Source organism: Kitasatospora sp. P5_F3 (assembly GCF_054049135.1).
In genome coordinates this window covers 109,906-132,071 of the sequence record NZ_JBFUMY010000008.1, presented here as the reverse complement: position 1 = coordinate 132,071, position 22,166 = coordinate 109,906, and the positions used below count along the sequence as shown (strand labels likewise).

Genomic DNA, 22,166 nt, shown 5'->3' with positions numbered 1-22,166 from the left:
CTGCCGGTCCGGGCCGAGGCGCCGGCCGCGGTCGGCCCGGCCGCCCGGTCCGGGCCCCGGTGGCACGGCCCGCAGAGCCTGGACGACGCGCTCTCCGAGCTGGAGCAGATGGTCGGGCTCGAGCCGGTCAAGCGTCAGGTCCGGGCGCTGTCCGCCCAGTTACGGATGTCCCGGCTGCGGGCCGACCAGGAGCTGCCGGTGCAGCCGCCGAAGCGGCACTTCGTCTTCTCCGGCCCCTCCGGTACCGGCAAGACCACGGTGGCCCGGATCCTCGGCCAGGTCTTCCACGCCCTCGGCCTGCTCTCCGGCGACCACCTGGTGGAGGCCCAACGAGCCGACCTGGTCGGCGAGTTCCTCGGCCAGACAGCGGTCAAGGCGAACGAGCTGATCGACTCCGCACTGGACGGCGTGCTCTTCATCGACGAGGCCTACAGCCTCTCCAACTCCGGCTACAGCAAGGGCGACGCGTACGGCGACGAGGCGCTCCAGGTGCTGCTCAAGCGCGCCGAGGACAACCGCGACCGGCTGGTGGTGATCCTGGCCGGCTACCCCGAGGGCATGAACCGGCTGCTGGCCACCAACCCCGGCCTCAACTCCCGCTTCACCACCCGGGTCGACTTCCCCAGCTACCGCCCCACCGAACTGACCGCGATCGGCCGCACGCTGGCCTCCGGCGGCGGCGACGACTGGGACCGGGACGCCACCGAGGAGCTGGCCAGCATCTGCGCCCACGTGGTCCGCGAGGGCTGGATCGACAACCTCGGCAACGGACGCTTCATCAGGACCCTGTACGAGAAGTCCTGCGCCTACCGCGACCTGCGCCTCTCCGCCCTCCCCGGCACCCCGTCCCGCGAGGACCTGGCCACCCTCCGCCTCCCCGACCTGGTCCAGGCGTACGGCGAACTGATCGACGGCCGAAGCTGAGCGAGGGGCCTCCCGGCACCGGCCGGGAGGCCCCTGCTTCAGTGCACCGCTAGACGGACGTGCCCTTGGCGGGCTTGGGCGCGGCCACCTTCATCGGCGGCTTCTTCAGCTCGGGAGCCGCGACCTTCATCGGCGGCTTCATCAGCGCCACGACGGCCTTCATCGGCGGCTTCGGGAGCACGGGGCCCGCCACGGCCGTGGTGTCCGGGGCTGCGGCGGCCGGCAGCAGCCCGGCCACCGGCAGGGCTGCCAGCGCGCCCCCTGCCAGCGCCAGCCTGGCCCGGTTGCGACGCCTGGGTGCGGCGTTCTCGGTGGTGTCGTCGCTCTCGTGACGCGGTGTCATAACGGTCCCTCCCCATGGCCCTGAACGGGCCGACCTGCCGGAGCCCGGCGGGCTCCCTGCCCCGAGGCTAGGGGCCGCACCGGGCCCCGACAAGCAAATCCGTTGTGAACCAAGCGAGTTGGCGAGGGGCGAGCTAAACCGTCCGGTGGTCCGGGTCGTGCATCTCGCCGACCAGCTCCTCCAGGACGTCCTCCAGCGCGACCAGGCCCAGCGGCTTGCCGTCCTGGTCCACCACGGCCGCCAGGTGGGAGGCGGCCCGCCGCATCGCGCCGAGCGCGTCGTCCAGCGGCAGCTTGCCCGGCAGCACCGTCACCGGACGCCAGAGCCGGGTCGGCATCGGGGCGTTCCGGTCCTCGGCGTCCAGCACGTCCTTGACGTGCAGGTAGCCGAGCACCGCACCCTCCGCGTCGACCACCGGGAAGCGGGAGAACCCGGTCCGCACCGCGAGCTCCTCGATCTCGGCGGCGGTCACCGTGCTGCCGACCGTGACCAGTTGGTCGGCGGGCAGCAGCACGTCGGTGACCGGGCGGCCGCCCAGCTCCAGCGCGTCCTCGAGCCGCTCCTGGCGGCCCTCGTCGAGCAGGCCCGCCTCCTTGGAGTCGGTCAGCAGGTAGAGCAGCTGCTCGGTGGTGAAGACCGACTCGACCTCGTCCCTGGCCTCCACCTTGACCAGCCGCAGCAGGCCGTTGGCGAAGGCGTTCAGGAACCGGATCACCGGGCCGAGCCAGCGGGCCAGCCGGTCCAGCGGCGGGCCGAGCCAGAGCGCGGCCTTCTCGGGTCCTGCCAGCGCGATGTTCTTCGGGACCATCTCGCCGACCACCATGTGCAGGAAGACCACCAGGGCCAGCGCCAGCGCATAGCCGATCGGGTGGATCAGCTGCTCCGGGACGCCGAGCAGCTCGAACGGGCCCTCCAGCAGGTGCGCGATGGTCGGCTCGGCCAGCGCGCCGAGCAGCAGCGAACAGACCGTGATGCCGAGCTGCGCGGCCGCCAGCATGGCGGAGACGTTGGACAGCGCGTGCAGCACCGTGCGGGCCCGCTTGTTGCCCGCCTCCGCCAGCGGCTCGATCTGGCTGCGCCGGACCGAGATCACCGCGAACTCGGCGCCGACGAAGAAGCCGTTGCCGAGCAGCAGCAACAGCGAGGCGGCCAGTTGGAGCGCGGTCATCGGTCCTCGTCCTCGGAGTGGGTGTGCCGGTCGGTCCGCTCGACCAGCACCCGGCTGGTCCGGTGGCGTTCGACGCCGAGCACGGTGAATCGCCAGCCGGGAAGTGACGCCTGCTCACCCGGCGCGGGCAGCTTGCCGAGCAGGTCGGAGAGCAGGCCGCCGAGCGTTTCGTACGGCCCGTCCGGCGCGTGCAGGCCGATGGACTCCAGCTGGTCGGTCCTGGCCCGGCCGTCGGCCTCCCAGACCGGCTGGCCGTCCTTCGGCGGCAGCTGCCGCAGCTCGGGGATGTCGGCCTGGTCGTGCTCGTCCTGCACCTCGCCGACGATCTCCTCGACGATGTCCTCGATGGTCACCACCCCCGCGGTGCCGCCGTACTCGTCCACCACGATCGCCATCGGCTGTTCGCGGCGGAGCTGGTCCAGCAGCAGTTCGGCGGGCAGCGTCTCGGGCACCAGCAGGGCGGTGGTGGCGAGTTGGGCCACCCTGGTGTGCGAGCGGCGCTCGGCCGGCACCGCCAGGGCGTCCTTCAGGGTGACCGTGCCGGTCACCTCGTCCAGGCTGTCGGCGTAGACCGGGAACCGGGAGAAGCCGGTGGCCCTGGTCAGGTTGAGCACGTCCGAGGCGGTGGCGTCCCGCTGCAGCGCGGTCACGTCCACCCGGGGGGTCATCACGCTCTCGGCGGTCAGGTCGGCCAGGCTGAGGGTCTTCACGAAGAGGGTCGCGGACTGTTCGTCTATCGCGCCCTCCTTCGCGGAGTGCCGGGCCAGCGAGACCAGTTCGGCCGGGGTGCGGGCGTGGCCGAGCTCCTCCTGCGGCTCGATGCCGAGAGCGCGCACCATCCGGTCGGCCGAGCCGTTCAGGAAGCTGATCAGCGGACGGCAGACGGCAGAGAACAGCCGCTGCGGGCCGACCACCGCGTACGCGACCTGGGTCGAGCGGGCGATCGCCCAGTTCTTCGGCACCAGTTCACCGACCACCATCTGGAAGACGGTGGCCAGCAGCATGCCGACCGCGACCGACACCCCGTGCGCGGCCGATTCCGGCACCCCGACGGCGACGAAGACCGGGCTGAGCAGGACGGAGAGGGCCGGCGAGGCCAGCATGCCGACCACCAGGGAGGTGACGGTGATGCCGAGCTGGGCGCCGGAGAGCTGGAAGGAGAGCTGGCGGAGCGCCTTCAGGACGCTCTCGGCCTTGCGGTCACCGGCGGCGGCGGAGCGTTCGACGGCTCCCCGGTCCACCGTGACGAGGGCGAACTCGGCAGCCACGAAGAGGCCGTTGGCGAGGATGAGCAGCACGGCCGCGAGCAGCAGCAGCCAGGCGGTGATCACAGTGCCGCCTGCCTTCCGATGATCGAAAGTGAGGCGGCGCGGGTACTACCGGACGGATCGTCCATCGAGGGGAGGTGTCACTCCTCTGGTCGTGGGTGGATGGGATGGGGCTTTGCCCCGGCTTTAACCAGCGTAAACGATATCCGTACGAGGATAAGGAACTCGTTCGGCCCCTCAGTTCCGCGCCACGCCGTGGTCTTCGACCAGGTCACGCAGGGCGCGGGCGGCGGCGACGGCCTGGTCCCGACCGCCTGCGGGCTGGATGCCGACGGCGGCCAGCGAGGTGCCGTCGGCGAGGTCGAGCATCACCCAGGGGTCGCCCTGACGGAGGTTCACCCTGACGATCTGCGGCCAGCTCAGCCGGTGCTGCCGGACGAAGTTGACCACCGTGACGCCCTCGGCGTCGGCGCTCACCCGGGGGCGGGCCAGCATCAGGCCGACCGCCGAGAACAGCAGACCGCTGACGAAGATCGCCATCCGGTCGTTGAACTGCCAGTTCGACGGCAGCGCGAAGGCCAGCACACCGAACAGCACCAGCAGCAGGGTGCAGATCCCGGCCAGCACGGCACGGTTGCGGCGCGGCGCCCAGGTGACGGGCAGTTCGACGGGGTGGGACACGGTGGCTCTCCGAACAGCGAAGTCTCAGGCGAGGACTCAGGAAAGGGCTCAGGAACGCGAAAGCGGGGCGGAGCCGGACGAGCCGGCCCCGCCCCGATGACTCGTCAGAGCCGGCAGGCGTGGATGTTGGTGACCAGGATGGCGCGGGCGCCGATGCTCCAGAGGTCGTCCATGATCCGCTGGGCCTCCTTGCGGAGCACCATCGAGCGGACCGCGACCCAGCCCTCGGTGTGCAGCGGGGAGACGGTCGGCGACTCCAGACCGGGCGTCAGGGCGACGGCCGCGGAGACCAGCTCGGCGCGGATGTCGTAGTCCATCAGCACGTACCGGCGGGCCACCAGCACGCCCTGCAGGCGGCGCAGGAACTGCTCGACCCCGGCATCCTCGCCGGAGCCCTTGGGCCGGATCACCACGGCGTCCGAGACCAGGATCGGCTCGCCGAAGATCTCCAGGCCCGCGTTGCGCAGGCTGGTGCCGGTCTCCACCACGTCGGCGATCACGTCGGCCACACCGAGCTGCACCGCGGTCTCGACCGCGCCGTCCAGCTTGGTGACGGTGGCCTTCACGCCCTGCTCGGCCAGGTGCTGCTCGACCAGGCCGGTGTAGGAGGTGGCGATCCGCAGCCCCTCCAGGCCCGCGACGTCCCCGAACTCGGCGCCGACCGGCCGGGCGAACCGGAAGGTCGAGCCGCCGAAGCCGAGCGCGAGCACCTCCTCGGCGTTGGACGCCGAGTCGAGCAGCAGGTCGCGGCCGGTGATGCCGATGTCGAGCCGGCCGGAGCCGACGTACACGGCAATGTCGCGCGGACGCAGGAAGAAGAACTCGACCTGGTTCTCCGGGTCGACCAGCACCAGTTCCTTGGGGTCCTTGCGCTGCCGGTATCCGGCCTCATGGAGCATCTCCGCCGCGGGACCCGAGAGCGAACCCTTGTTGGGAACGGCGATGCGCAGCATGAGAGGTGAATCCTTCGCTGTGGGGTGACGTGGGGTGTGCAGGAGGGTGGTGTTCAGAGGTACTTGTAGACGTCGTCGAGCGTCAGCCCGCGAGCGACCATCATCACCTGAAGGTGGTAGAGGAGCTGGGAGATCTCCTCGGCCGTCTCCTCCTCCGACTGGTACTCGGCGGCCATCCAGACCTCGGCGGCCTCCTCGACGACCTTCTTGCCGATGGCATGCACGCCCTGCTGGACGAGTTGCGCGGTACGGGAGGACGAGGGGTCGCCGGTGGCGGCCTTCTGCTGGAGCTCGGTGAACAGCTCCTCGAATGTCTTCGAAGCCATGATGGGCTCACCTTACGGCTTGCAGGCTGACGGACGGTAAACAGTCCCGGACCGTGGACAGTCCTTTGGACAGACCCCTACCGCCAGGGCTCGGAGACCGAGCGCAGCGCGGCGGCCGTGGCGACCGCGGCGGTGACCGCCTCGTGGCCCTTGTCCTCGGCCGAACCGGGCAGGCCCGCCCGGTCCAGCGCCTGCTGCTCGTTGTCACAGGTCAGCACGCCGAAGCCGACCGGGACGCCGGTGTCCACGCTCACCTGGGTGAGGCCGAGGGTGGCGCCCTGGCAGACGTAGTCGAAGTGCGGGGTGCCACCGCGGATCACCACGCCGAGTGCCACCACCGCGTCGTAGCCCCGGTCGGCGAGCTGCTTGGCGGCCACCGGCAGCTCGAAGGTGCCCGGCACCCGGACGATGGTGGGCTCCTCGATCCCGAGCTCCTTGAGGGCGCGGTGCGCGCCGTCCAGCAGGCCGTCCATCACCTGCTGGTGCCACTGCGCGGCGATCACCGCGACCCGCAGGTCGGCGCAGTTCTTGAGGGTCAGCTCGGGGGCTCCGTGGCCGCTCACGTCGTTCTTCCTGTCTGTCGAGAAAATGCGTACGGAAAGGGTGTCAGGAGTTCTGGTCGAGCCATGGCAGCTGGTGGCCCATCCGGTCACGCTTGGTGCGCAGGTAGGCCGCGTTGTGCTCGCCGGGCTCGATCTCCACCGGCCGACGGTCCGTCACCTTGAGGCCGTGCTCGGTCAGCGCCGCGATCTTGTCGGGGTTGTTGGTGAGCAGCGTGAGGGTGTGCACCCCGAGGTCGGCCAGCATGTGGGCGCCGATGCTGTAGTCCCGGGCGTCGGCGGGCAGGCCGAGTTCGAGGTTGGCGTCCACGGTGTCCCGGCCCTGCTCCTGGAGCTCGTACGCGCGCAGCTTGTGGGTCAGGCCGATGCCCCGGCCCTCGTGGCCGCGCAGGTAGAGCACCACGCCCCGGCCGGCCGCGGCGACCTGGGCCAGCGCGGTCTGCAGCTGCGGGCCGCAGTCGCAGCGCAGCGAGCCGAACACGTCGCCGGTCAGGCACTCGGAGTGCAGCCGGACCAGCACGTCCTCGCCGGACAGCAGCTTGCCGTCCTCGCCCAGGCCGCCCGCGACCAGCGCGATGTGCTCGACGCCGTCCAGCGTGCCCTTGTAGCCGATGGCGGTGAACTCACCGTGCACGGTGGGGAGTTGGGTGACGGCGGCGCGGGTCACGTGCAGCTCGGTGCGGCGCCGGTAGGCAATCAGGTCCTCGATCGAGATGATCGCCAGCCGGTGCTCGCGGGCGAAGGCGACCAGCTCGGGCAGCCGGGCCATGGTGCCGTCGTCGTTGACCACCTCGCAGATCGCGCCGACCGGCGGCAGGCCGGCCAGCCGGGCCAGGTCGACGGCCGCCTCGGTGTGGCCGGGACGGACCAGCACCCCACCGTCGACGGCGCGCAGCGGGAAGACGTGGCCGGGCCGGGTCAGGTCGCCCGGCTCGGTGGCGGCGGTGGCCAGCAGCTTGACGGTGCGGGCCCGGTCGGCAGCCGAGATGCCGGTGTCGACACCGTCCTTGGCGTCCACCGAGACGGCGTACGCGGTGCCCTTGCGGTCCTCGTTGACGGCGGTCATCGGGGGCAGCTTGAGCCGGTCCAGCTCCTCGCCGGTCATCGGCACGCAGATCACGCCGGAGGAGTAGCGGATGGTGAAGGCCATCAGCTCCGGGGTGGCGGCCGAGGCGGCGAAGATGATGTCGCCCTCGTTCTCGCGGTCCTCGTCGTCCACCACGATGACCGGGCGGCCGAGCGCGATGTCGGCGATGGCCCGCTCGACCGGGTCGAGCGCGAAGGCGTCGTCGATCAGCTGACGGATGTCGGATTCGGGCTGGGTGGTCATGCCGAAACTCCCTGCAGGACGGCCGCCTTGGCGGGACGAGAGGTGCGGGTACGCAGCCACCAGGCCCGCAGGCCGAGCAGCACCAGCACGAAGTAGATGGCGTAGGTGAGACCGGAGAAGGTGTAGCCGCTGGCGAAGGCGAGCGGGACGCCGACCAGGTCGACGGCGATCCAGGCGAACCAGAACTCGACCCAGCCCCTGGCCTGGGCCACCATCGCCGCCAGCGTGCCGACGAAGATGTAGGCGTCGGCCCACGGGCTCCAGGAGAGCGAGGGGTAGGCCAGGAAGACCCCGGCCACCGCCAGGGTGGCCAGCGCGGTGCCGCCGACCAGGGCGGCCCGCTCCTTCGCGGTGGCGAACCGGACCTCGATCTCACCGGTGGAGCGGCGGCCGCGCTGCCACTGGGTCCAGCCCCAGACGGCGGCCACGATCACGATGCCCTGCTTGCCGATCAGCCCGGTCAGATGGGCCGACAGGTAGGCGCCGACCAGCACCACGGCGGACAGCAGCTGGACCGGCCAGCTCCACACCGAACGGCGCCAGCCGAGCGCGAGCGCGGCCAGGCCGAGCAGGTTGCCCACCATGTCGGTCCACTTGACGGACTGTCCGAATATCGAGAACGCGGTTTCGTTCAGCCAGTTCACGAGGCGTCCTTGGTGAGGGTGTCCGGCAGGGTGCGCGCGTCGAGCAGCCGCTCGACGTACTTCGCGAGGACGTCCACTTCGAGGTTGACCGGGTCGCCGATGCTCTTGGTGCCGAGCGTGGTGAGGGCGAGGGTGGCCGGGATGAGGCTGACGGTGAAGCTGTCCAGCGCGGCCTCGACCACGGTCAGGCTGACGCCGTCCACGGTGATCGAGCCCTTCTCCACCAGGTAGCGGGTGATGGACTGCGGGAGCGAGAAGCGCAGCACCTCCCAGCGCGGCAGGCCCTGGGCGTCCAGGTCGCCGGGCTCTCGGGAGAGCAGCTGGCCGGTGGCGTCCACATGGCCCTGGACCAGGTGGCCGCCGAGCCGGGCGCCGAGTGCCATCGCCCGCTCCAGGTTGACCCTGGAGCCGGGGGCGAGCGCACCGAGGCTGGACCTGTGCAGCGTCTCGGCCATCACGTCGGCGCTGAACTCGCCGGTGGTGGCAGCCAGTTGATCAGGTGTGTCGACGACGGTCAGGCAGACGCCGTTGACCGCGATGGAGTCGCCGTGGCCGGCGTCGGAACAGACCACGGGGCCACGCAGGCGGATCCGCGACGATTCGCCGATCTCCTCGATGGAGACGACTTCGCCGAGCTCTTCGATGATGCCGGTGAACACCCGGGTTCTCCTCGCGCTGAGAGCGCGGACTCCGGGGCGGCATTGGGAGATGACACGACGAACAGCGACCAACCGGGTACTCAGAGGGAACTCCCACGCATGAGAGCTCTCGCCTGACCCACGTCTCTTCGGGGAGAGCCGTGGCACCGCTGGTCACTACCCGCCCGCGCACGCCTCCCATCCGGACTTTAACCGTCGGTCCAGGAATTTCACCTGGTCAACCGGCCGCTGGCTGCGGACGGGTCGCGGACTGTAACCGCCGGTTCGGATTTTCACCGACCCCGGAGTGCGCTGAACGTCACTGCTACTACTTCCGTCATTCTGCCACGCCCCGCAAGGGGGCCGGGAGGGGTGTCCCCTGTGTCCTGGTTCACTCCGTCAGGTCGACACCCCGGGGAATACCGCGGGGGTGGTCGGCAGGCCCGGCACCGGCAGCCTGGTGGCGTGCAACTGGCCTGCATGGCGGGAGAACTGACCGTCCGCCGCCGGCTTCCGGGCGGTGGTCACGTACAGCGTGCGCAGGTCCGGGCCGCCGAACGTGCAGCTGGTCGGGTGCGAGACGCCGACCGGCAGCACGGTGTCCAGCGTGCCGTCGGGGGTGTAGCGGTGCAGCACACCACTCCCCCAGCGGGCCACCCAGACCGCCCCCTCGGCATCCACCGTCAGCCCGTCCGGCATCTCGGTGACCGCGAACGGGCGCCGGTCCCGGATGCTGCCGTCGGCCGGGTCGAAGTCGAACACGTCGATCCGGCCGGTCGGGGTGTCGGCCCAGTACATCCGCCGGCCGTCGGGGCTCCAGCCCAGGCCGTTGGAGATCGAGACGCCGCTCACCTGCTCGGTGGCGGTGTCGCCGTCGATCCTGAACAGACTTGCCCGGCGGGTGACTTCACCCCCGGCCATGGTGCCGACCCAGATCCGTCCGGCCGGGTCGGTCTTGGCGTCGTTGCACCGGTCGGCCGCACCGAGCGGCACCGGGGCGACGTGGCCGTCCTGCTCCACCCGGTCCTTCCGGACCGTCGCCCAGCCGGTCGCGGTGGGCAGCACGGCGGTCACCGGCGCGGTCAGCTGCTGCGAGCTGCCGTCGGAGCTGTGCACCACCCCGCCGGGGATGTCCACCCACCGCAGACTGCCGCTCCTGACGTCCCAGACCGGACCCTCGCCGAGCCCGCTGACCCGGTCGTCGATCGGCTTCATGGCTGCCCCCGTTTCGTTTTCCCGGGAAACTATCAGGGCCACTCCCGGCCCTCAAGATCGGCGACCGACCCCGAGACCGGCCCGCGCCGGCCGTCCGGGTAGTGCGGCTTTCGTCCTGGGAAACTCCTCGTAGTCACCCCCTGCCGTCAAGATCGCCGGTCGGCTACCGTGCTGGTACGTGACCACACCGAACGCCTTCGAGGCCCTGCGGGCCAATGCCCTGGCCGACCCCGCCCAGCTCCGCGAGCTGTACGAGCAGCCGGGCGAGCACGCCCGCCGTAAGCAGGTCGACCACCTGCACGACGCCGCCCGCCGCCTGATCGGCTGCTCCTCGCTGGTCCTGATGGCCAGCACCGGAGCGGACGGCAGCTGCGACGTCACCCCGCGCGGCGGGCCGCCCGGCTTCGTCTCGGTGCTCGACGACCACACCCTGGCCATCCCCGACGCCACCGGCAACAAGCGGCTCGACAGCCTGCACAACATCGTCGCCACCGGCCGGGTCGGCCTGCTCTTCGTGATCCCGGGACGGGACAGCACCCTGCGGGTCAACGGCCGGGCCTGCGTCTCCGCCGACCCGCAGCTGCTGGCCCAGCTCACCGCCGTCGGCAAGCCGCCGCGCAGCGCGGTGATCGTCGGCGTCGAGGAGATCTACGGCCACTGCCCGAAGGCGTTCCTGCGCGGCGCCGCCTGGAAGCCCGACCAGTGGCTCGCCCCGGACGCGGCCCCCAGCTCCGCCGAGGTGACCCTCTCCCACCTGCGCGACCCGTCGCTGACCGTCGAGATGATCGAGCAGAACGAGCGCGAGGCCCTGCTCCACCGCTACGAGTGAGCCGCGGGTCGAGTCACGTGCCGGGCCGTCAGACCGAGGCGTGCTCCTGCTCCTCGTCGTACAGCCGGGCCGCGATCGACTCGATCGCGCGGTCCAGGCCGGCCCGGTCCTCGGGGTCGGTGACGTCCCAGTCGTCCAGCTGGTGGCCGACCCAGCGGCGCCAGGCCTCGGAGAGCCGGTCGACCTCGGTCCGGCCGGCCGGGGTGAGGCCGAACTGCCCGTCCTCGGCGGTGGCGTAGCCGCCCTGGACCACTCGGTCGAAGGTCGGTTCCAGGACGTCGCCCGGCAGGTGGTGGGCGACGGCGATCGACTCCAGGTCCGCCCCGCCCATGAACCGGCCACGCCAGTAGATCTGGCCGAGCGCCCAGGCCGAGCCGGGCGGCAGGGTGGTCCCGGAGTCGGCCAGGATCTGCTTGCCGACCCCGGGACGGCCCTTGGACTTGCGCAGCAGGTTCGCCAGCGCCCGCTCCAACTGCTTGTCCGCGTCGGCGGTGTCCGGTGCGCCGAAGCCCTCGCCGAGGTCGGAGGCGGCCGCCCTGGCGCTGTCCCGTAGCGGTACCTCCTTGAGGAACCACGCCACCAGGAAGCCGACCACGGCCACCGGGACCACCCACTGGAACACGTAGTTGATGGTGTCGGCGTACGCGGCGATGAACGGCGCCGCCTGCTCGGGCGTCAGCGCGTCCAGCCCGGCCGGGCTGGTCACCGCCTCGGGCGGCACGCTCGGCTGCTCGGCGGAGGCCTCGGCCAGACTGCGCGTCAGCTGGTTGGTGAACAGGGTGCCGAACACGGCGGTGCCGAAGGCGCTGCCCAGCGTCCGGAAGAACGTCACGCCCGAGGTGGCGGTGCCCAGTTCGTGGTAGGGCACGGTGTTCTGCACCGCGATGGTGAGCACCTGCATGGCCAGCCCGATGCCCAGGCCGAACACGAACATGTACAGCGACTCCAGCCAGACCCCGGTGTCCGGGCCCATGGTGGACATAAGCCAGAGCCCGACCGCCATCACCCCGGTGCCCAGGATCGGGAAGATCCGGTACCGGCCGGTGCGGCTGACCACGATGCCGGAGAGCATCGAGGTGCCGAGCAGCCCGACCACCATCGGCAGCGTCCGTACGCCCGACACGGTGGCCGAGACCCCGTCCACGAACTGCAGGTAGGTGGGCAGGTAGGTCATCGCGCCGAGCATCGCGAAGCCGACGATGAAGCTGAGGATCGAGCAGACCGTGAAGACCGAGTTCCGGAACAGGTGCATCGGCAGCATCGGCTCCTTCGCCCGGAGCTCCACCAGCACGAAGCCCACCAGCAGCAGCACCGAGCCGACGAACAGCCCGATGATCACCGGCGAGCCCCAGGCGTACTCGTTGCCGCCCCACTCGAGCCCGAGCACCAGGCCGCACGCGCCGAGCGCCACCAGCACGATGCCCGCGTAGTCGATCACCGGCCGGACGGCGGCCTTGACCGAGGGGATGGTCCTGGCGGCCATCACCACCATCACGATCGCGATCGGCACGTTGACGTAGAAGCACCAGCGCCAGGACGCGTGATCGGTGAACAGCCCGCCCAGCGTCGGGCCGACCACCGTGGTGACGCCGAAGACCGCACCGAGCGCGCCCTGGTACTTGCCGCGCTCGCGGAGCGGGATCACGTCCGCGATCAGGGCCATCGCGGTGACCATCAGACCCCCGCCGCCGAGGCCCTGCACCGCGCGGCCGATGATCAGCATCGTCATCCCGTTGGCGGCGCCCGAGATGACCGAGCCGAGGATGAAGACCACCGCGCTGAGCTGGAAGACGATCTTGCGGCCGAACAGGTCGCCGAACTTGCCGACCAGCACCGTGGCCACCGTCTCGGCCAGCAGATAGGCCGTCACCACCCAGGCCATGTGCCCGCCGCCGCCCAGGTCCGCGACGATGGTCGGCAGGGCGGTGGAGACGATCGTCTGGTCCAGCGCGGCCATCAGCATGCCGAGCACGATGGTGGCGAAGACCACGTTGGTCTGACGGCGGCTCAGCGCGGGCGGCGCCTTGGGTGTGTCGGCTACTACGGTGGCGGACAAGCTCCCGGGCCTCCCGAGTCGGCGTACAGGTAGGACCCTCCGGCAATTGGGGGGCGGGTGAAGGAGGGTCTGAGCCCCACCCTTGGCCGTACCGGGAACTGACGCCACCGCAGGCGCCGGTACGGGTGACGACACGCCGTCAGGACGACGCCTGCTGCTCCGCCATCGCCGCCTCGTCCATCCAGACGTACTCCCACTGGTGGCCGTCCAGGTCCTGGAAGCTGCGGCTGTACATGAAGCCCAGGTCCATCGGGTCGATGGCGGACCTGCCCCCGGCGGCCATCGCCTTGTCGACCAGCTCGTCCACCTCGGCCCGGCTGTCCGCGCTCAGCGCGACGATCACCTCGGTGGCGGCGGTGGCGTCGGCGACCGGCTTCCTGGTGAAGTCCTTGAAACGGGCCTCGGTGACCAGCATCGCGAAGATGGTGTCACTGATCACCAGGCAGGAGGCCGTCTCGTCGGTGAACTGCGGGTTGAACGAGTACCCCATCGCCTCGAAGAACCCGATCGACTTGTCGAGGTTCTTGACCGGGAGGTTGACGAAGATCATCGTGGGCATCGGAACGGCTCTCTTCCGTACGGTGCTGACGGTCGCTCAGCCGGTAGGCCGGGCAGTACCGAGCCTGGCACCGCGCACCGCCGGCGTCTCCCGGGGCTACTGCGGTCAGGCGACCGTCCCGGCCGCGAGCCGGGCGTCGAGGGCGGTGTGCAGCCAGTGGTGGGTGGCGCCCATGGTCGGCTCCGGCGAGCCGGAGACCTCGGCGGTGAGCTTCCAGTAACGGACCATCACCGAGTCGGCGCTCTGCGCCAGTACGCCGCTGAGCTGCCGCCGGAAGTCGGGGGTGTCGCGCAGTCCGCGCGACTCGGCGTGGGCGGCGACGAAGCAGTCCAGCGCCTCGCTCCCGGGCGGCCGGTACGCCAGCAGGTCCGTCCGGGCCAGCGCGTACGCCTCGCCGAGACCTTGGTAGAACACCGCCGGGCGGTAGCCCTCCTCCTGCTGCGGCACCGGGCGGCAGTCGTTCCGGCAGAAGTCGTCGGCCAGCGTGTGCAGCCGGGCGAAGGCCAGCACCTGGGCCGGGGTCGGATCGGCCGGCGGCTGCGGCACCGCCTCGTCCAGGATCGAGGACATCAGCCCGGCCGGCAGGCGCAGCGGCAGCAGGCGGCGCCAGAACCTGGCCAGCACCTCGGTGTTCGGCGGGGTACCGATCGCGCCGATCAGCCGCAGCCGGTCGGCCCGCTCCTCGCCGGTGCAGTCCCGGAGCAGCTGGAGCGCGGCCTCCCGCCAGCGCAGCGCGGTCAGCTGCGAGCCGAGTTCGCGGAGCTGACCGGCGATCACGTCCTCCAGCACCTCCTCTCGCTCCAGCACCCGGGTGACCTCGGCGACCGGCAGGTCGAGGGTGCGCAGCGAGCGGATCAGCCCGAGCCGCTCCAGCGCCTCGGGCCCGTACCTGCGGTGGCCGCCGGAACTGCGGGCGGCCTCGGGCAGCAGCCCCTGGTCCGAGTAGTAGCGAACGGTCTTGACCGTGGCCCCCGCGCGCTCGGCGAGTTCTCCGATGCTCCACATGCCCTCAGGATGTCACCCCTTGAATCTCCCTCAGGGGGAGCTCCTACCTTACGGACCAGCGCAGCCGACCGGGGCGCGGACCGAAGGTACGAGGAGACAGTCATGACGGCGTTCGTTCTGGTGTCGGAGAGCTTCACCGGTGGCCAGGTGTGGCAGGAGGTGACGGAGCGTCTGGTGGCGGCGGGCGCCGAGGTGCACCCGGCGACCCTGACCGGGCTGGGTGACCGCCGCGACGAGGCCGGGCCCGACACCGACCTGGAGACGCACGTCGAGGACCTGGTCCGGCTGATCGACGAGGTGGCCGCGCCGGAGCTGGTGATCGTCGGTCACGGCTATGGCATCCACCCGGTGCTGGGCGCCGCCGACCGCCGCCCCGAGCGGATCACCCGGATCGTCTACCTGGACGCGGGTCTGCCGCAGGACGGCGACGCGGCGCTCGCGCTGGTCGCGGACCCGGCGGTCCGCAAGGAGCTGCTGCACCCGACCGACAGCGGCTGGGGGATCGCCCCGCCGGCCGCCGACGGGTGGCAGCGCTGGGGCAGCACCGAGGGGGTCTCCCCAGACGGGCTGGCCCGGCTGACCGAGCTGGCCGCGCCGCAGCCCCGGGGCACCCTGACCCGGCCGCTCGAACTGACCGGTGCGGTCGCCGCGCTGCCGACCACCGGGATCATCTGCACGGCGGGCGGGATGAGCATCGCGGTGGTCGAGCAGCTGGTGGCCGTCGGGCCGCCGCAGTTCCGGGTGCTGGCCGATCCCCGGGTCGGCTTCTTCGAACTGCCCACCGGGCACTGGCCGATGCTCTCCACCCCGGCCGAGCTCGCCGACACGCTGCTCCGCGCCGCCGCCGGGGAGGGCCACCGGATCGCCCCGGCGGCCGGTGAACTGCCGATGTTCCTGCGCCCGTTCCTGCTGGACCTGCCCGAGAGCCCGCGCGAGCGGCTGGACCGGGTGGACCTGTACCTGCCGGAGGGGGACGGGCCGCACCCGGCGATCGTCTTCGTGCACGGCGGCCCGATCACGGCCGAGCTGCGGCCCACCCCGCGCGACTGGCCGCAGTACGTCGGCTACGGCCGGTACGCCGCGAGCCACGGCGTGGTCGGGGTGACGGTGGATCACCGGCTGTACGGGCTGGCCGACTTCGACCGGGCCGCCGAGGACGTCGCGGCGACGGTCGAGCTGGTCCGGGCCGATCCCCGGGTGGACGGCGACCGGGTCGCGGTCTGGTTCTTCTCCGGCGGCGGCCTGCTCAGCACCGACTGGCTGGCCGCGCCGCCGTCCTGGCTGCGCTGCCTGGCCGCGACCTACCCGGTGCTCGCCCCGCTCGCGAGCTGGAGCGTCGTGGACCCGCACTTCACCCCGGCCGCAGCGGTGGGCGGCGCGGGCGGGCTGCCGGTCGTGCTGACCCGGGTGGGCCTGGAGTCGCCCGAGATCGCGGCCACGGTCGAGGAGTTCCTGACCGCCGCCGCGAAGGCCGGGGTCGGGGTAGAGGTGGTCGACGTACCGAACGGCCACCACGGCTACGAGGTGCTGGACCACACCGAGGAGTCCGTACGGGCGCTGGAGCGGGCGATGCGGTCCGTCCTGGCGCACCTCCGGGACTAGAAATCCTGGGCTGGCGGCCGCGCGTCCGGTATAGCTGGAGGCTGCCCGTCGGAGTCGAGGAGAGGTTGCCGCCCATGCCGCTGCTGGAGCCCGACCCGGAGGCCCTGCGGCCCACCACTCTGGCGGGGCCCGCCCACGACCGGGTCGAGGCGGCCCGGTCGGGCGGCACTCCGGCGGGGCTGCGCGACGGGCTGACGGCGGTGCTCGGCCCTGGCAAGGTGCTGAGCAAGGTCTCCGACCTGGTGCGGTACGCCTCGGACGCCAGCCCGTACCGGTTCGTGCCGCAGGTGGTGGTGATCGCCGAGTCGGTGGCGGACGTGTCGGCGGTTTTCGGGTACGCGCACCGGCACGGGCGGCAGGTGGTGCTGCGGGCGGCCGGTACCAGTCTCAACGGGCAGGCGCAGGGCGAGGACATCCTGGTCGACGTCCGGCGGCACTGGGTGGGGATCGAGGTCGAGGGCGAGCGGGCCCGGATCAGGCCGGGCACCACGGTGGCCCGGGCCAACGCCACGCTGGCGCGGCACGGGCGGGTGCTCGGCCCCGACCCGGCCAGTGCGATCGCCTGCACGCTGGGCGGCGTGGTGGCGAACAACTCCTCCGGGATGACTGCGGGGACCACCCGCAACTCCTACCGCACCCTCGCCTCGCTCACCGTCGTACTGCCCTCCGGCACCGTCGTGGACACCGCCGCCCCGGATGCCGACCGGCTGCTGACGGAGCGTGAACCGGAGCTCTGCGCCGGGCTGTTGGCGCTCAAGGCGGAGATCGAGGCCGACCCCGCGCTGGTGCGGCGGATCCGGGCCAAGTACGAGATCAAGAACACCAACGGCTACCGGCTGGACGCCTTTCTGGACGCCTCGACCCCGGCCGCGATCCTTCGCGGGCTGATGGTGGGTTCGGAGGGCACCTTCGGTTTCATCGCCGAGACCGTCTTCGACACCCTCCCGCTGCACCGGCTGGTCTCCGCCGCGCTGCTGTTCTTCCCCTCGCTGCGCGCGGCGGCCACCGCCGTCCCGCTGTTCAACGAAGCCGGCGCACTGGCGGTGGAGTTGATGGACGGCAACACCCTGCGGGCCTCGGCCGCCGTGCCGGGCGTACCGGCCGACTGGGCCGGGCTGCCGAAGGAGACCGCCGCGCTGCTGGTGGAGTTCCGCGCCCCGGACGAGGCTGCGCTGGCGGCGGCCGAGGCCGTGGCCACCGGCCTGCTCGACGGGCTGCCGCTGATCACGCCGGCTGCCTCGGTGACCAACGCCTTCACCCGTGACCCGGCCACCGTCGGCGGCTACTGGAAGGCACGGAAGGCCTTCGTCACCGCGATCGGCTCGGCCCGGCCGCCCGGCACCACGCTGATCACCGAGGACTTCGCCGTACCCCCCTCCCGACTGGCCGACGCCTGCGAGGCCCTGCTCGCGCTCCAGGCCGAACACGGCTTCGACGCGGCCGTGGCCGGGCACGCCGCGCACGGCAACCTGCACTTCCTGCTCGCCTTCGACCCGGCCGAGCAGCGCGATCTGGACCGGTACGCCGCCTTCATGGCCGCGTTCTGCGAGCTGACGGTGCGCCGGTTCGACGGCTCGCTCAAGGCCGAGCACGCCACCGGCCGCAACATCGCACCGTTCCTGGAACTCGAATGGGGCCAGCAGGCCACCGAGTTGATGTGGCGCACCAAGCAACTGCTGGACCCTAACGGCATCCTGGCGCCCCGGGTGGTGCTGGACCGCGACCCGGAGGCTCATCTGCGCGGGCTGAAGACCATCCCCCGGGTGGAGCCGATCGCCGATCCGTGCATCGAGTGCGGCTTCTGCGAACCGACCTGCCCGAGCGGCGACCTGACCACCACCCCACGCCAACGGATCGTGCTGCGGCGCGAGTTGATGCGCCAGCCGGCCGACTCCCCGGTCGGGGCCGAGCTGCTGGCCGCGTACGGCTACGACGCGGTGGACACCTGCGCGGGCGACTCCACCTGCAGGCTGGCCTGCCCGGTCGGCATCGACACCGGGGCGCTGATGAGGCAGTTCCGGCACCAGCGTCACTCGCCGCGCGAGGAGCGCACCGCCGCGCTGTTCGCCGAGCACTTCACGGTGGTGGAGCGCTCCGCCCGGCTCGCGGTCGGCGCGGCCGGTCGGATCAGCGACCGGCTGCTGGAGTCGGTGACCGGCGCCGCCCGCCGGGCGGTCCGCCCCGACCTGGTGCCCGCCTGGCTGCCCGAGATCCCGGGCGCGGCCGAACGCACCATGCCCGCCACCACCCGCCCGGGCGCCGCCGCCGTCTACTACCCCGCCTGCGTGAACCGCATCTTCGGCGAGCCGACGGGCCATCAGGGCCCCACCCTGCCCGAAGCGCTGGTCGCGGTCTCGGCCCGGGCCGGAAAGCCGGTCTGGATCCCCGCCGACCTCAGCGGGACCTGCTGCGCGACCATCTGGCACTCCAAGGGCTACGACCGGGGCAACGCCGTGATGGCCAACCGGATCGTCGAGGCAGCCTGGGGCTGGACCGGCGGCGGCCGACTCCCGCTGGTGGTGGACGCCTCCTCCTGCACGCTCGGCATCGCGCACGAGGTGGTCCCGTACCTGACCGCGCAGAACCGCGAACTGCACGCCGAGCTCACGGTGCTGGACTCGGTCGTCTGGGCCGCCGAACTGCTCCCCGCCCTGGAGATCCTGCGCACGGTCGACTCGGCCGTGCTGCACCCGACCTGCTCGATGCGGCATCTCGGCGACGAGGAGCAGCTCCGCGCCGTCGCCGCCGCCTGCGCGGACGAGGTGGTCACCCCGGACGACGTCGGCTGCTGCGCGTTCGCGGGCGACCGGGGCCTGCTGCACCGAGAACTGACCGAGTCGGCCACCGCCCGGGAGGCGGCCGAGGTGACAGCACGTCAGTTCTCGGCCCACCTCTCCGCCAACCGGATGTGCGAGGTCGGCATGGAGCACGCCACCGGCCGCCCCTACCACTCCGTCCTGCTCGAACTGGAGCGGGCGACCCGACCATGACCACCCTGACCGTCACCACCGACCGCTGCCGTACCCCCGCCGGCCATCGGGGCGCCGAGCATCAGCAGGCAGAGTCCCGTGGCGGCGGCACAGCAGGCAGCTCGACCGCAGAACTTATTTCGATATGGTTAGGCTTACCTAACTTCAGGAGCTCGGATGCCGTCCCTCTCACCGGCCGACACCCTCACCCCGACTGCCGTCCGGTCGGCCACCCGGGTCGATGCCCGCGCCCTGTTCGCGCTCTCGGCCCCGTTCGTCCGCTCCGGCGCGCTGCGCCGCCGCAGCCTGGCCGACTACCGCTCGGCCGTGGCCGACTTCCTGGTCTCCCCCGGGCCGTCGGGGCTGTCCGAGCTGACGGGCTGCGTGGCGCTGCGCCCGCTGCCGGGCGGGGCCGCCGTGCTCTACAACTTCTGTGTGCACAGCGCCCGCCAGGGCGGCGGCCTGGGCTCCGAGCTGCTCGACGCCGCGCTCTACCGGGCCGACGGGCGGTCCGTCTACACCGCCACCACCGGCTCCGCCCGGCTGTTCCGCCACTACGGCTTCACCGAGATCCCGCCCTGGCAAGCCCCGCCCACCTGGGCCGCCACCCTCGACCCCGCCCGCAACTCCCGGGTCTACCTCCGAGCCTGAGCCCGAGTGCGGCGTGGCCCCGTCTACCGGGAACTGACCCCGGGCCCGGAGGCTGCGCGGAAAGATTCCGGAAAAAGATCGGCCGCCGGTGTCGAGAATCCGTGCCGCTCTCCGACGTAAGGGTGACGGCGCACCGACGGGGTGCGCGGGACAGAGAACGGGACACCATCATGGGCAAGCTGATCCACTTCGTGCACCAGTCGCTGGACGGCTTCGTCGAGGGGCCGGAGGGCGAGTTCGACTGGCCGCTGATGGGGCCCGAACTCTCCGCCTACTCCCAGGAGTTGACCGGCGGCGACAAGGTGTTCCTGTACGGGCGGGTGGTCTGGGACATGATGGCGGGCTTCTGGCCGCAGGCCGAGCAGCACTCGACCCACGAGCACGACCTCGCCTTCGCCCCGGTCTGGCGGGCGGCACCCAAGGTGGTGGTCTCCCGCACCCTGGAGAAGGCCGACTGGAACACCCGGGTGATCAACGAGAACGTGGTCGAGGAGCTGACCGCGCTCAAGGAGTCCGGCGTCACCCTGCTGCTGTTCGGCGGCTCCGGCCTGGCCGGCCACCTCACCGAGCACGGGCTGATCGACGAGTACCGGGTCTTCGTCCACCCGGTCCTGCTGGGCGGCGGCAAGCCGGTCTTCCAGCCGCAGCACCGGCGGATCGGCCTGGAGCTGGTCGAGTCGCGGGTCCTCGACTCGCAGGTGGTCCTGCTCCGGCACCGTCGCACGGACGGCTGACACCCCGTCGGGTCGGTGCCACCCTGGTAGGCATGTTCCGTCACTCCGAGCTCCTCCAGCGGCTGGCCGACCGGGACGGCGTCACGGTCCGGCACGCCCACTGCACCGGCCCGCCCGAGGAGTGGCTGGTCAGCCTGGCCACACGGACCGGCCGGTGCACGGACGCCCGGGCCTTCCTGGCCCCGGGCGACGAACCGCCCCGGGTCGGCGACGTGCTGGAGCAGTGGCTGAGCATCGCGGCCCGGCACCACCCGATGCTCGCGGCGCCCGCCCCGGCCCGGGCCGCGCTCGCGGCCGACCTGGCCCGGCTGCTCGGCGACCTCCTGCCCGAGTACCTGACGGCGGCGGGCATCCGCTGAGCGCCTCGGCCCGGGCCGAGTCGAAAATCGGCTGGCGGCAGCGGCCCGTTCTCGGGCAGGCTCCGCGCTGATGAGTGACGGATCAGAGAGTGGGCGAAGGTACGCGCGGGCCAACACGCTGGAGGGGATGCTGCAGCGGGGCCGGGGGCGCGGTGCGGTCCTGGCGGCGCAGGATCCGGCGGCGGCCGCCGAGCTGGTGTACGGCTGCGTCCGGTACGACTGGCGGTGGGACTCGGTGGACGAGCGGCACCTGTACCTGGCGCGGTTGATCAGGGACCTGGAACTGCCGCACGGCCCGGTCGTCGAGCTGTTGGCGGGGGACGAGGATCAGTGCGAGTGGGCGACCCGGATCCTGGAGTTGCTGGCGAAGTCCGGTTCGACGGAGGCCAGAGAAGCGCTGCGGGCCTACGTTCGCGAGGGCGAGCACTGGCTGGAGGTCCTGGAGTCGGTGGCGTCCTGCTGGCCGACCGAGTGGTGGCGGGATCTGGCCGAGGTCGCGTACACCCGACTCGACGGGGACGAGCGGCGGCGGATGGACTCGGAGGCGGAGGAGACTCTGCGCTCCCTGCTCGGGACGGCCACGCCGCCGCATGCCTCCCGTCGCCTGAGCGACGTCGAGGTGACGCCCACGAGCGGTCGCCTGCTGGCCGTCCTCGCTGACCCCGGCACGGGTGACGACGAGAAGGGCTGGGCCCTGCGCCTGCTCGCGTACCGCTCGCCGGAGGCGCACCTCCTCGCCCTGGTGCCCTCGCTGGGCACGAGGGACGGTCAGTTCCCACTTCCCTTCCTGGCGCGGGCGGTTGCGCAGTGCGGTGCCCTCGCCGTGCCGGCGGCCCGGTCGTGGGTGGCGGACGGGCGGAGTTGGCTCGTCTGGATCGGCCTGGAGGTACTTGCCGAACACGGCGACGCCGTCGACCTCCCGGTGCTGTCGGCGCACTTCGCCGCCGAGTGGGAACAGCACAGTTGGTGCGGCCCCATGATGCTCGCGGCCGGCCTGGCCCGCTTCGGCCCCCGGGCCGCCGAGGCCGTACCCCTGCTGCGCCGGTACTGGGTGCGCACCCCGCACTCGTACGAGCGGCCGGCCTACCTGAAGGCGCTTGCGGCGATCGACCCGGACGGGCTGGAGTACGCGTACACCGAGTCGCTCTGGGACTGCGAGGCGGACGCCCGGCTGCTGGGCATCGCCGGGGCACCCGACCTGCCTCACGTGCGGGACCGGCTGGCGCAGCTGCGTGACGACCCGTTGGAGGAACCGGAGGTCAGCCGCGCGGCGGCGGCCCGGCTCGGGCAACCGGCGCAATCGGGGCATCCGCCCGTCAACAGGTATATTCCCACCGGAAATTGAGCAGCAG

General features: G+C 71.9%; 22 protein-coding genes and 1 riboswitch. Of the genes, 8 read left to right on the top strand and 14 right to left on the bottom strand.

The window, feature by feature from the left end:
• On the top strand, positions 1 to 924 hold a 924-nt coding region (locus ACXJMZ_RS07030), incomplete at its 5' end, for an AAA family ATPase (protein ID WP_457029094.1).
• A 49-nt stretch (positions 925 to 973) separates the two neighbouring features.
• Here the strand turns inward: ACXJMZ_RS07030 and ACXJMZ_RS07025 are convergent.
• From ACXJMZ_RS07025 to ACXJMZ_RS06975, 11 genes are all read right to left on the bottom strand, one after another.
• Positions 974 to 1,267, bottom strand: coding sequence for a hypothetical protein (locus ACXJMZ_RS07025; protein ID WP_457029093.1), 294 nt, complete (start codon positions 1,265 to 1,267; stop codon positions 974 to 976).
• Between the two features lie 133 nt (positions 1,268 to 1,400).
• On the bottom strand, positions 1,401 to 2,435 hold the full coding sequence (locus ACXJMZ_RS07020; protein ID WP_457029092.1) for a hemolysin family protein: 1,035 nt from the start codon (positions 2,433 to 2,435) through the stop codon (positions 1,401 to 1,403).
• Complete coding sequence (locus ACXJMZ_RS07015; protein ID WP_457029091.1) at positions 2,432 to 3,766, bottom strand: hemolysin family protein; 1,335 nt, start codon at positions 3,764 to 3,766, stop codon at positions 2,432 to 2,434. The genes ACXJMZ_RS07020 and ACXJMZ_RS07015 overlap by 4 nt, the downstream gene beginning before the upstream one ends.
• Positions 3,767 to 3,940: 174 nt before the next feature.
• The gene (locus tag ACXJMZ_RS07010; RefSeq protein WP_457029090.1) at positions 3,941 to 4,384 is read right to left on the bottom strand and encodes a PH domain-containing protein; all 444 of its coding nucleotides are present in this window, start codon (positions 4,382 to 4,384) and stop codon (positions 3,941 to 3,943) included.
• Between the two features lie 104 nt (positions 4,385 to 4,488).
• Positions 4,489 to 5,337, bottom strand: coding sequence for an ATP phosphoribosyltransferase (gene hisG, locus ACXJMZ_RS07005; RefSeq protein ID WP_457029089.1), 849 nt, complete (start codon positions 5,335 to 5,337; stop codon positions 4,489 to 4,491).
• A gap of 53 nt (positions 5,338 to 5,390) precedes the next feature.
• Entirely contained in the window at positions 5,391 to 5,663 is a 273-nt protein-coding gene (locus ACXJMZ_RS07000) for a phosphoribosyl-ATP diphosphatase (protein ID WP_057238187.1), read from the bottom strand.
• Between the two features lie 77 nt (positions 5,664 to 5,740).
• The gene (gene ribH, locus ACXJMZ_RS06995; RefSeq protein WP_057238189.1) at positions 5,741 to 6,226 is read right to left on the bottom strand and encodes a 6,7-dimethyl-8-ribityllumazine synthase; all 486 of its coding nucleotides are present in this window, start codon (positions 6,224 to 6,226) and stop codon (positions 5,741 to 5,743) included.
• Between the two features lie 43 nt (positions 6,227 to 6,269).
• Positions 6,270 to 7,553 carry a bifunctional 3,4-dihydroxy-2-butanone-4-phosphate synthase/GTP cyclohydrolase II gene (locus ACXJMZ_RS06990; RefSeq protein WP_457029088.1) on the bottom strand — a complete coding sequence of 428 codons (1,284 nt, stop codon included), beginning with the start codon at positions 7,551 to 7,553 and terminating at the stop codon, positions 6,270 to 6,272.
• Positions 7,550 to 8,197, bottom strand: coding sequence for a nicotinamide mononucleotide transporter family protein (locus ACXJMZ_RS06985; RefSeq protein WP_457029087.1), 648 nt, complete (start codon positions 8,195 to 8,197; stop codon positions 7,550 to 7,552). The genes ACXJMZ_RS06990 and ACXJMZ_RS06985 overlap by 4 nt, the downstream gene beginning before the upstream one ends.
• A complete protein-coding gene (locus tag ACXJMZ_RS06980) occupies positions 8,194 to 8,856 on the bottom strand; it encodes a riboflavin synthase (protein WP_457029086.1) in 663 nt (220 codons plus the stop codon). The genes ACXJMZ_RS06985 and ACXJMZ_RS06980 overlap by 4 nt, the downstream gene beginning before the upstream one ends.
• A 165-nt stretch (positions 8,857 to 9,021) precedes the next feature.
• A riboswitch (FMN riboswitch) is annotated at positions 9,022 to 9,149 on the bottom strand.
• 85 nt (positions 9,150 to 9,234) lie between these two features.
• Entirely contained in the window at positions 9,235 to 10,050 is an 816-nt protein-coding gene (locus tag ACXJMZ_RS06975) for an SMP-30/gluconolactonase/LRE family protein (protein WP_457029085.1), read from the bottom strand.
• A gap of 178 nt (positions 10,051 to 10,228) precedes the next feature.
• Here ACXJMZ_RS06975 and ACXJMZ_RS06970 point away from each other — a divergent pair, with 178 nt between their 5' ends.
• Positions 10,229 to 10,879 carry an MSMEG_1061 family FMN-dependent PPOX-type flavoprotein gene (locus ACXJMZ_RS06970; RefSeq protein WP_457029084.1) on the top strand — a complete coding sequence of 217 codons (651 nt, stop codon included), beginning with the start codon at positions 10,229 to 10,231 and terminating at the stop codon, positions 10,877 to 10,879.
• A 28-nt stretch (positions 10,880 to 10,907) separates the two neighbouring features.
• On the opposite strand, the gene ACXJMZ_RS06965 is transcribed toward ACXJMZ_RS06970, so the two are convergent.
• From ACXJMZ_RS06965 to ACXJMZ_RS06955, 3 genes are all read right to left on the bottom strand, one after another.
• A complete protein-coding gene (locus ACXJMZ_RS06965) occupies positions 10,908 to 12,935 on the bottom strand; it encodes a DHA2 family efflux MFS transporter permease subunit (RefSeq protein ID WP_457029083.1) in 2,028 nt (675 codons plus the stop codon).
• A gap of 139 nt (positions 12,936 to 13,074) precedes the next feature.
• A complete protein-coding gene (locus tag ACXJMZ_RS06960) occupies positions 13,075 to 13,494 on the bottom strand; it encodes a VOC family protein (RefSeq protein WP_457029082.1) in 420 nt (139 codons plus the stop codon).
• Between the two features lie 105 nt (positions 13,495 to 13,599).
• Positions 13,600 to 14,499, bottom strand: a complete 900-nt coding sequence (locus tag ACXJMZ_RS06955; RefSeq protein WP_457029081.1) for a MerR family transcriptional regulator — start codon at positions 14,497 to 14,499, stop codon at positions 13,600 to 13,602.
• Between the two features lie 102 nt (positions 14,500 to 14,601).
• Here ACXJMZ_RS06955 and ACXJMZ_RS06950 point away from each other — a divergent pair, with 102 nt between their 5' ends.
• The 6 genes from ACXJMZ_RS06950 (at position 14,602) to ACXJMZ_RS06925 (ending at position 22,159) form a co-directional block, all read left to right on the top strand.
• Entirely contained in the window at positions 14,602 to 16,101 is a 1,500-nt protein-coding gene (locus ACXJMZ_RS06950) for an alpha/beta hydrolase (protein WP_457029080.1), read from the top strand.
• Positions 16,102 to 16,175: 74 nt separating this feature from the next.
• A complete protein-coding gene (locus tag ACXJMZ_RS06945) occupies positions 16,176 to 19,091 on the top strand; it encodes an FAD-binding and (Fe-S)-binding domain-containing protein (protein ID WP_457029079.1) in 2,916 nt (971 codons plus the stop codon).
• A gap of 156 nt (positions 19,092 to 19,247) precedes the next feature.
• Positions 19,248 to 19,721, top strand: coding sequence for a GNAT family N-acetyltransferase (locus ACXJMZ_RS06940; protein WP_457029078.1), 474 nt, complete (start codon positions 19,248 to 19,250; stop codon positions 19,719 to 19,721).
• Between the two features lie 170 nt (positions 19,722 to 19,891).
• Positions 19,892 to 20,455: a dihydrofolate reductase family protein gene (locus tag ACXJMZ_RS06935; protein ID WP_457029077.1), complete on the top strand. Its 564-nt coding sequence runs from the start codon at positions 19,892 to 19,894 to the stop codon at positions 20,453 to 20,455.
• Positions 20,456 to 20,487: 32 nt separating this feature from the next.
• Positions 20,488 to 20,814: a hypothetical protein gene (locus ACXJMZ_RS06930; protein WP_457029076.1), complete on the top strand. Its 327-nt coding sequence runs from the start codon at positions 20,488 to 20,490 to the stop codon at positions 20,812 to 20,814.
• A gap of 70 nt (positions 20,815 to 20,884) precedes the next feature.
• Positions 20,885 to 22,159, top strand: a complete 1,275-nt coding sequence (locus ACXJMZ_RS06925; RefSeq protein ID WP_457029075.1) for a hypothetical protein — start codon at positions 20,885 to 20,887, stop codon at positions 22,157 to 22,159.
• The last annotated feature ends 7 nt before the right edge of the window (positions 22,160 to 22,166 follow it).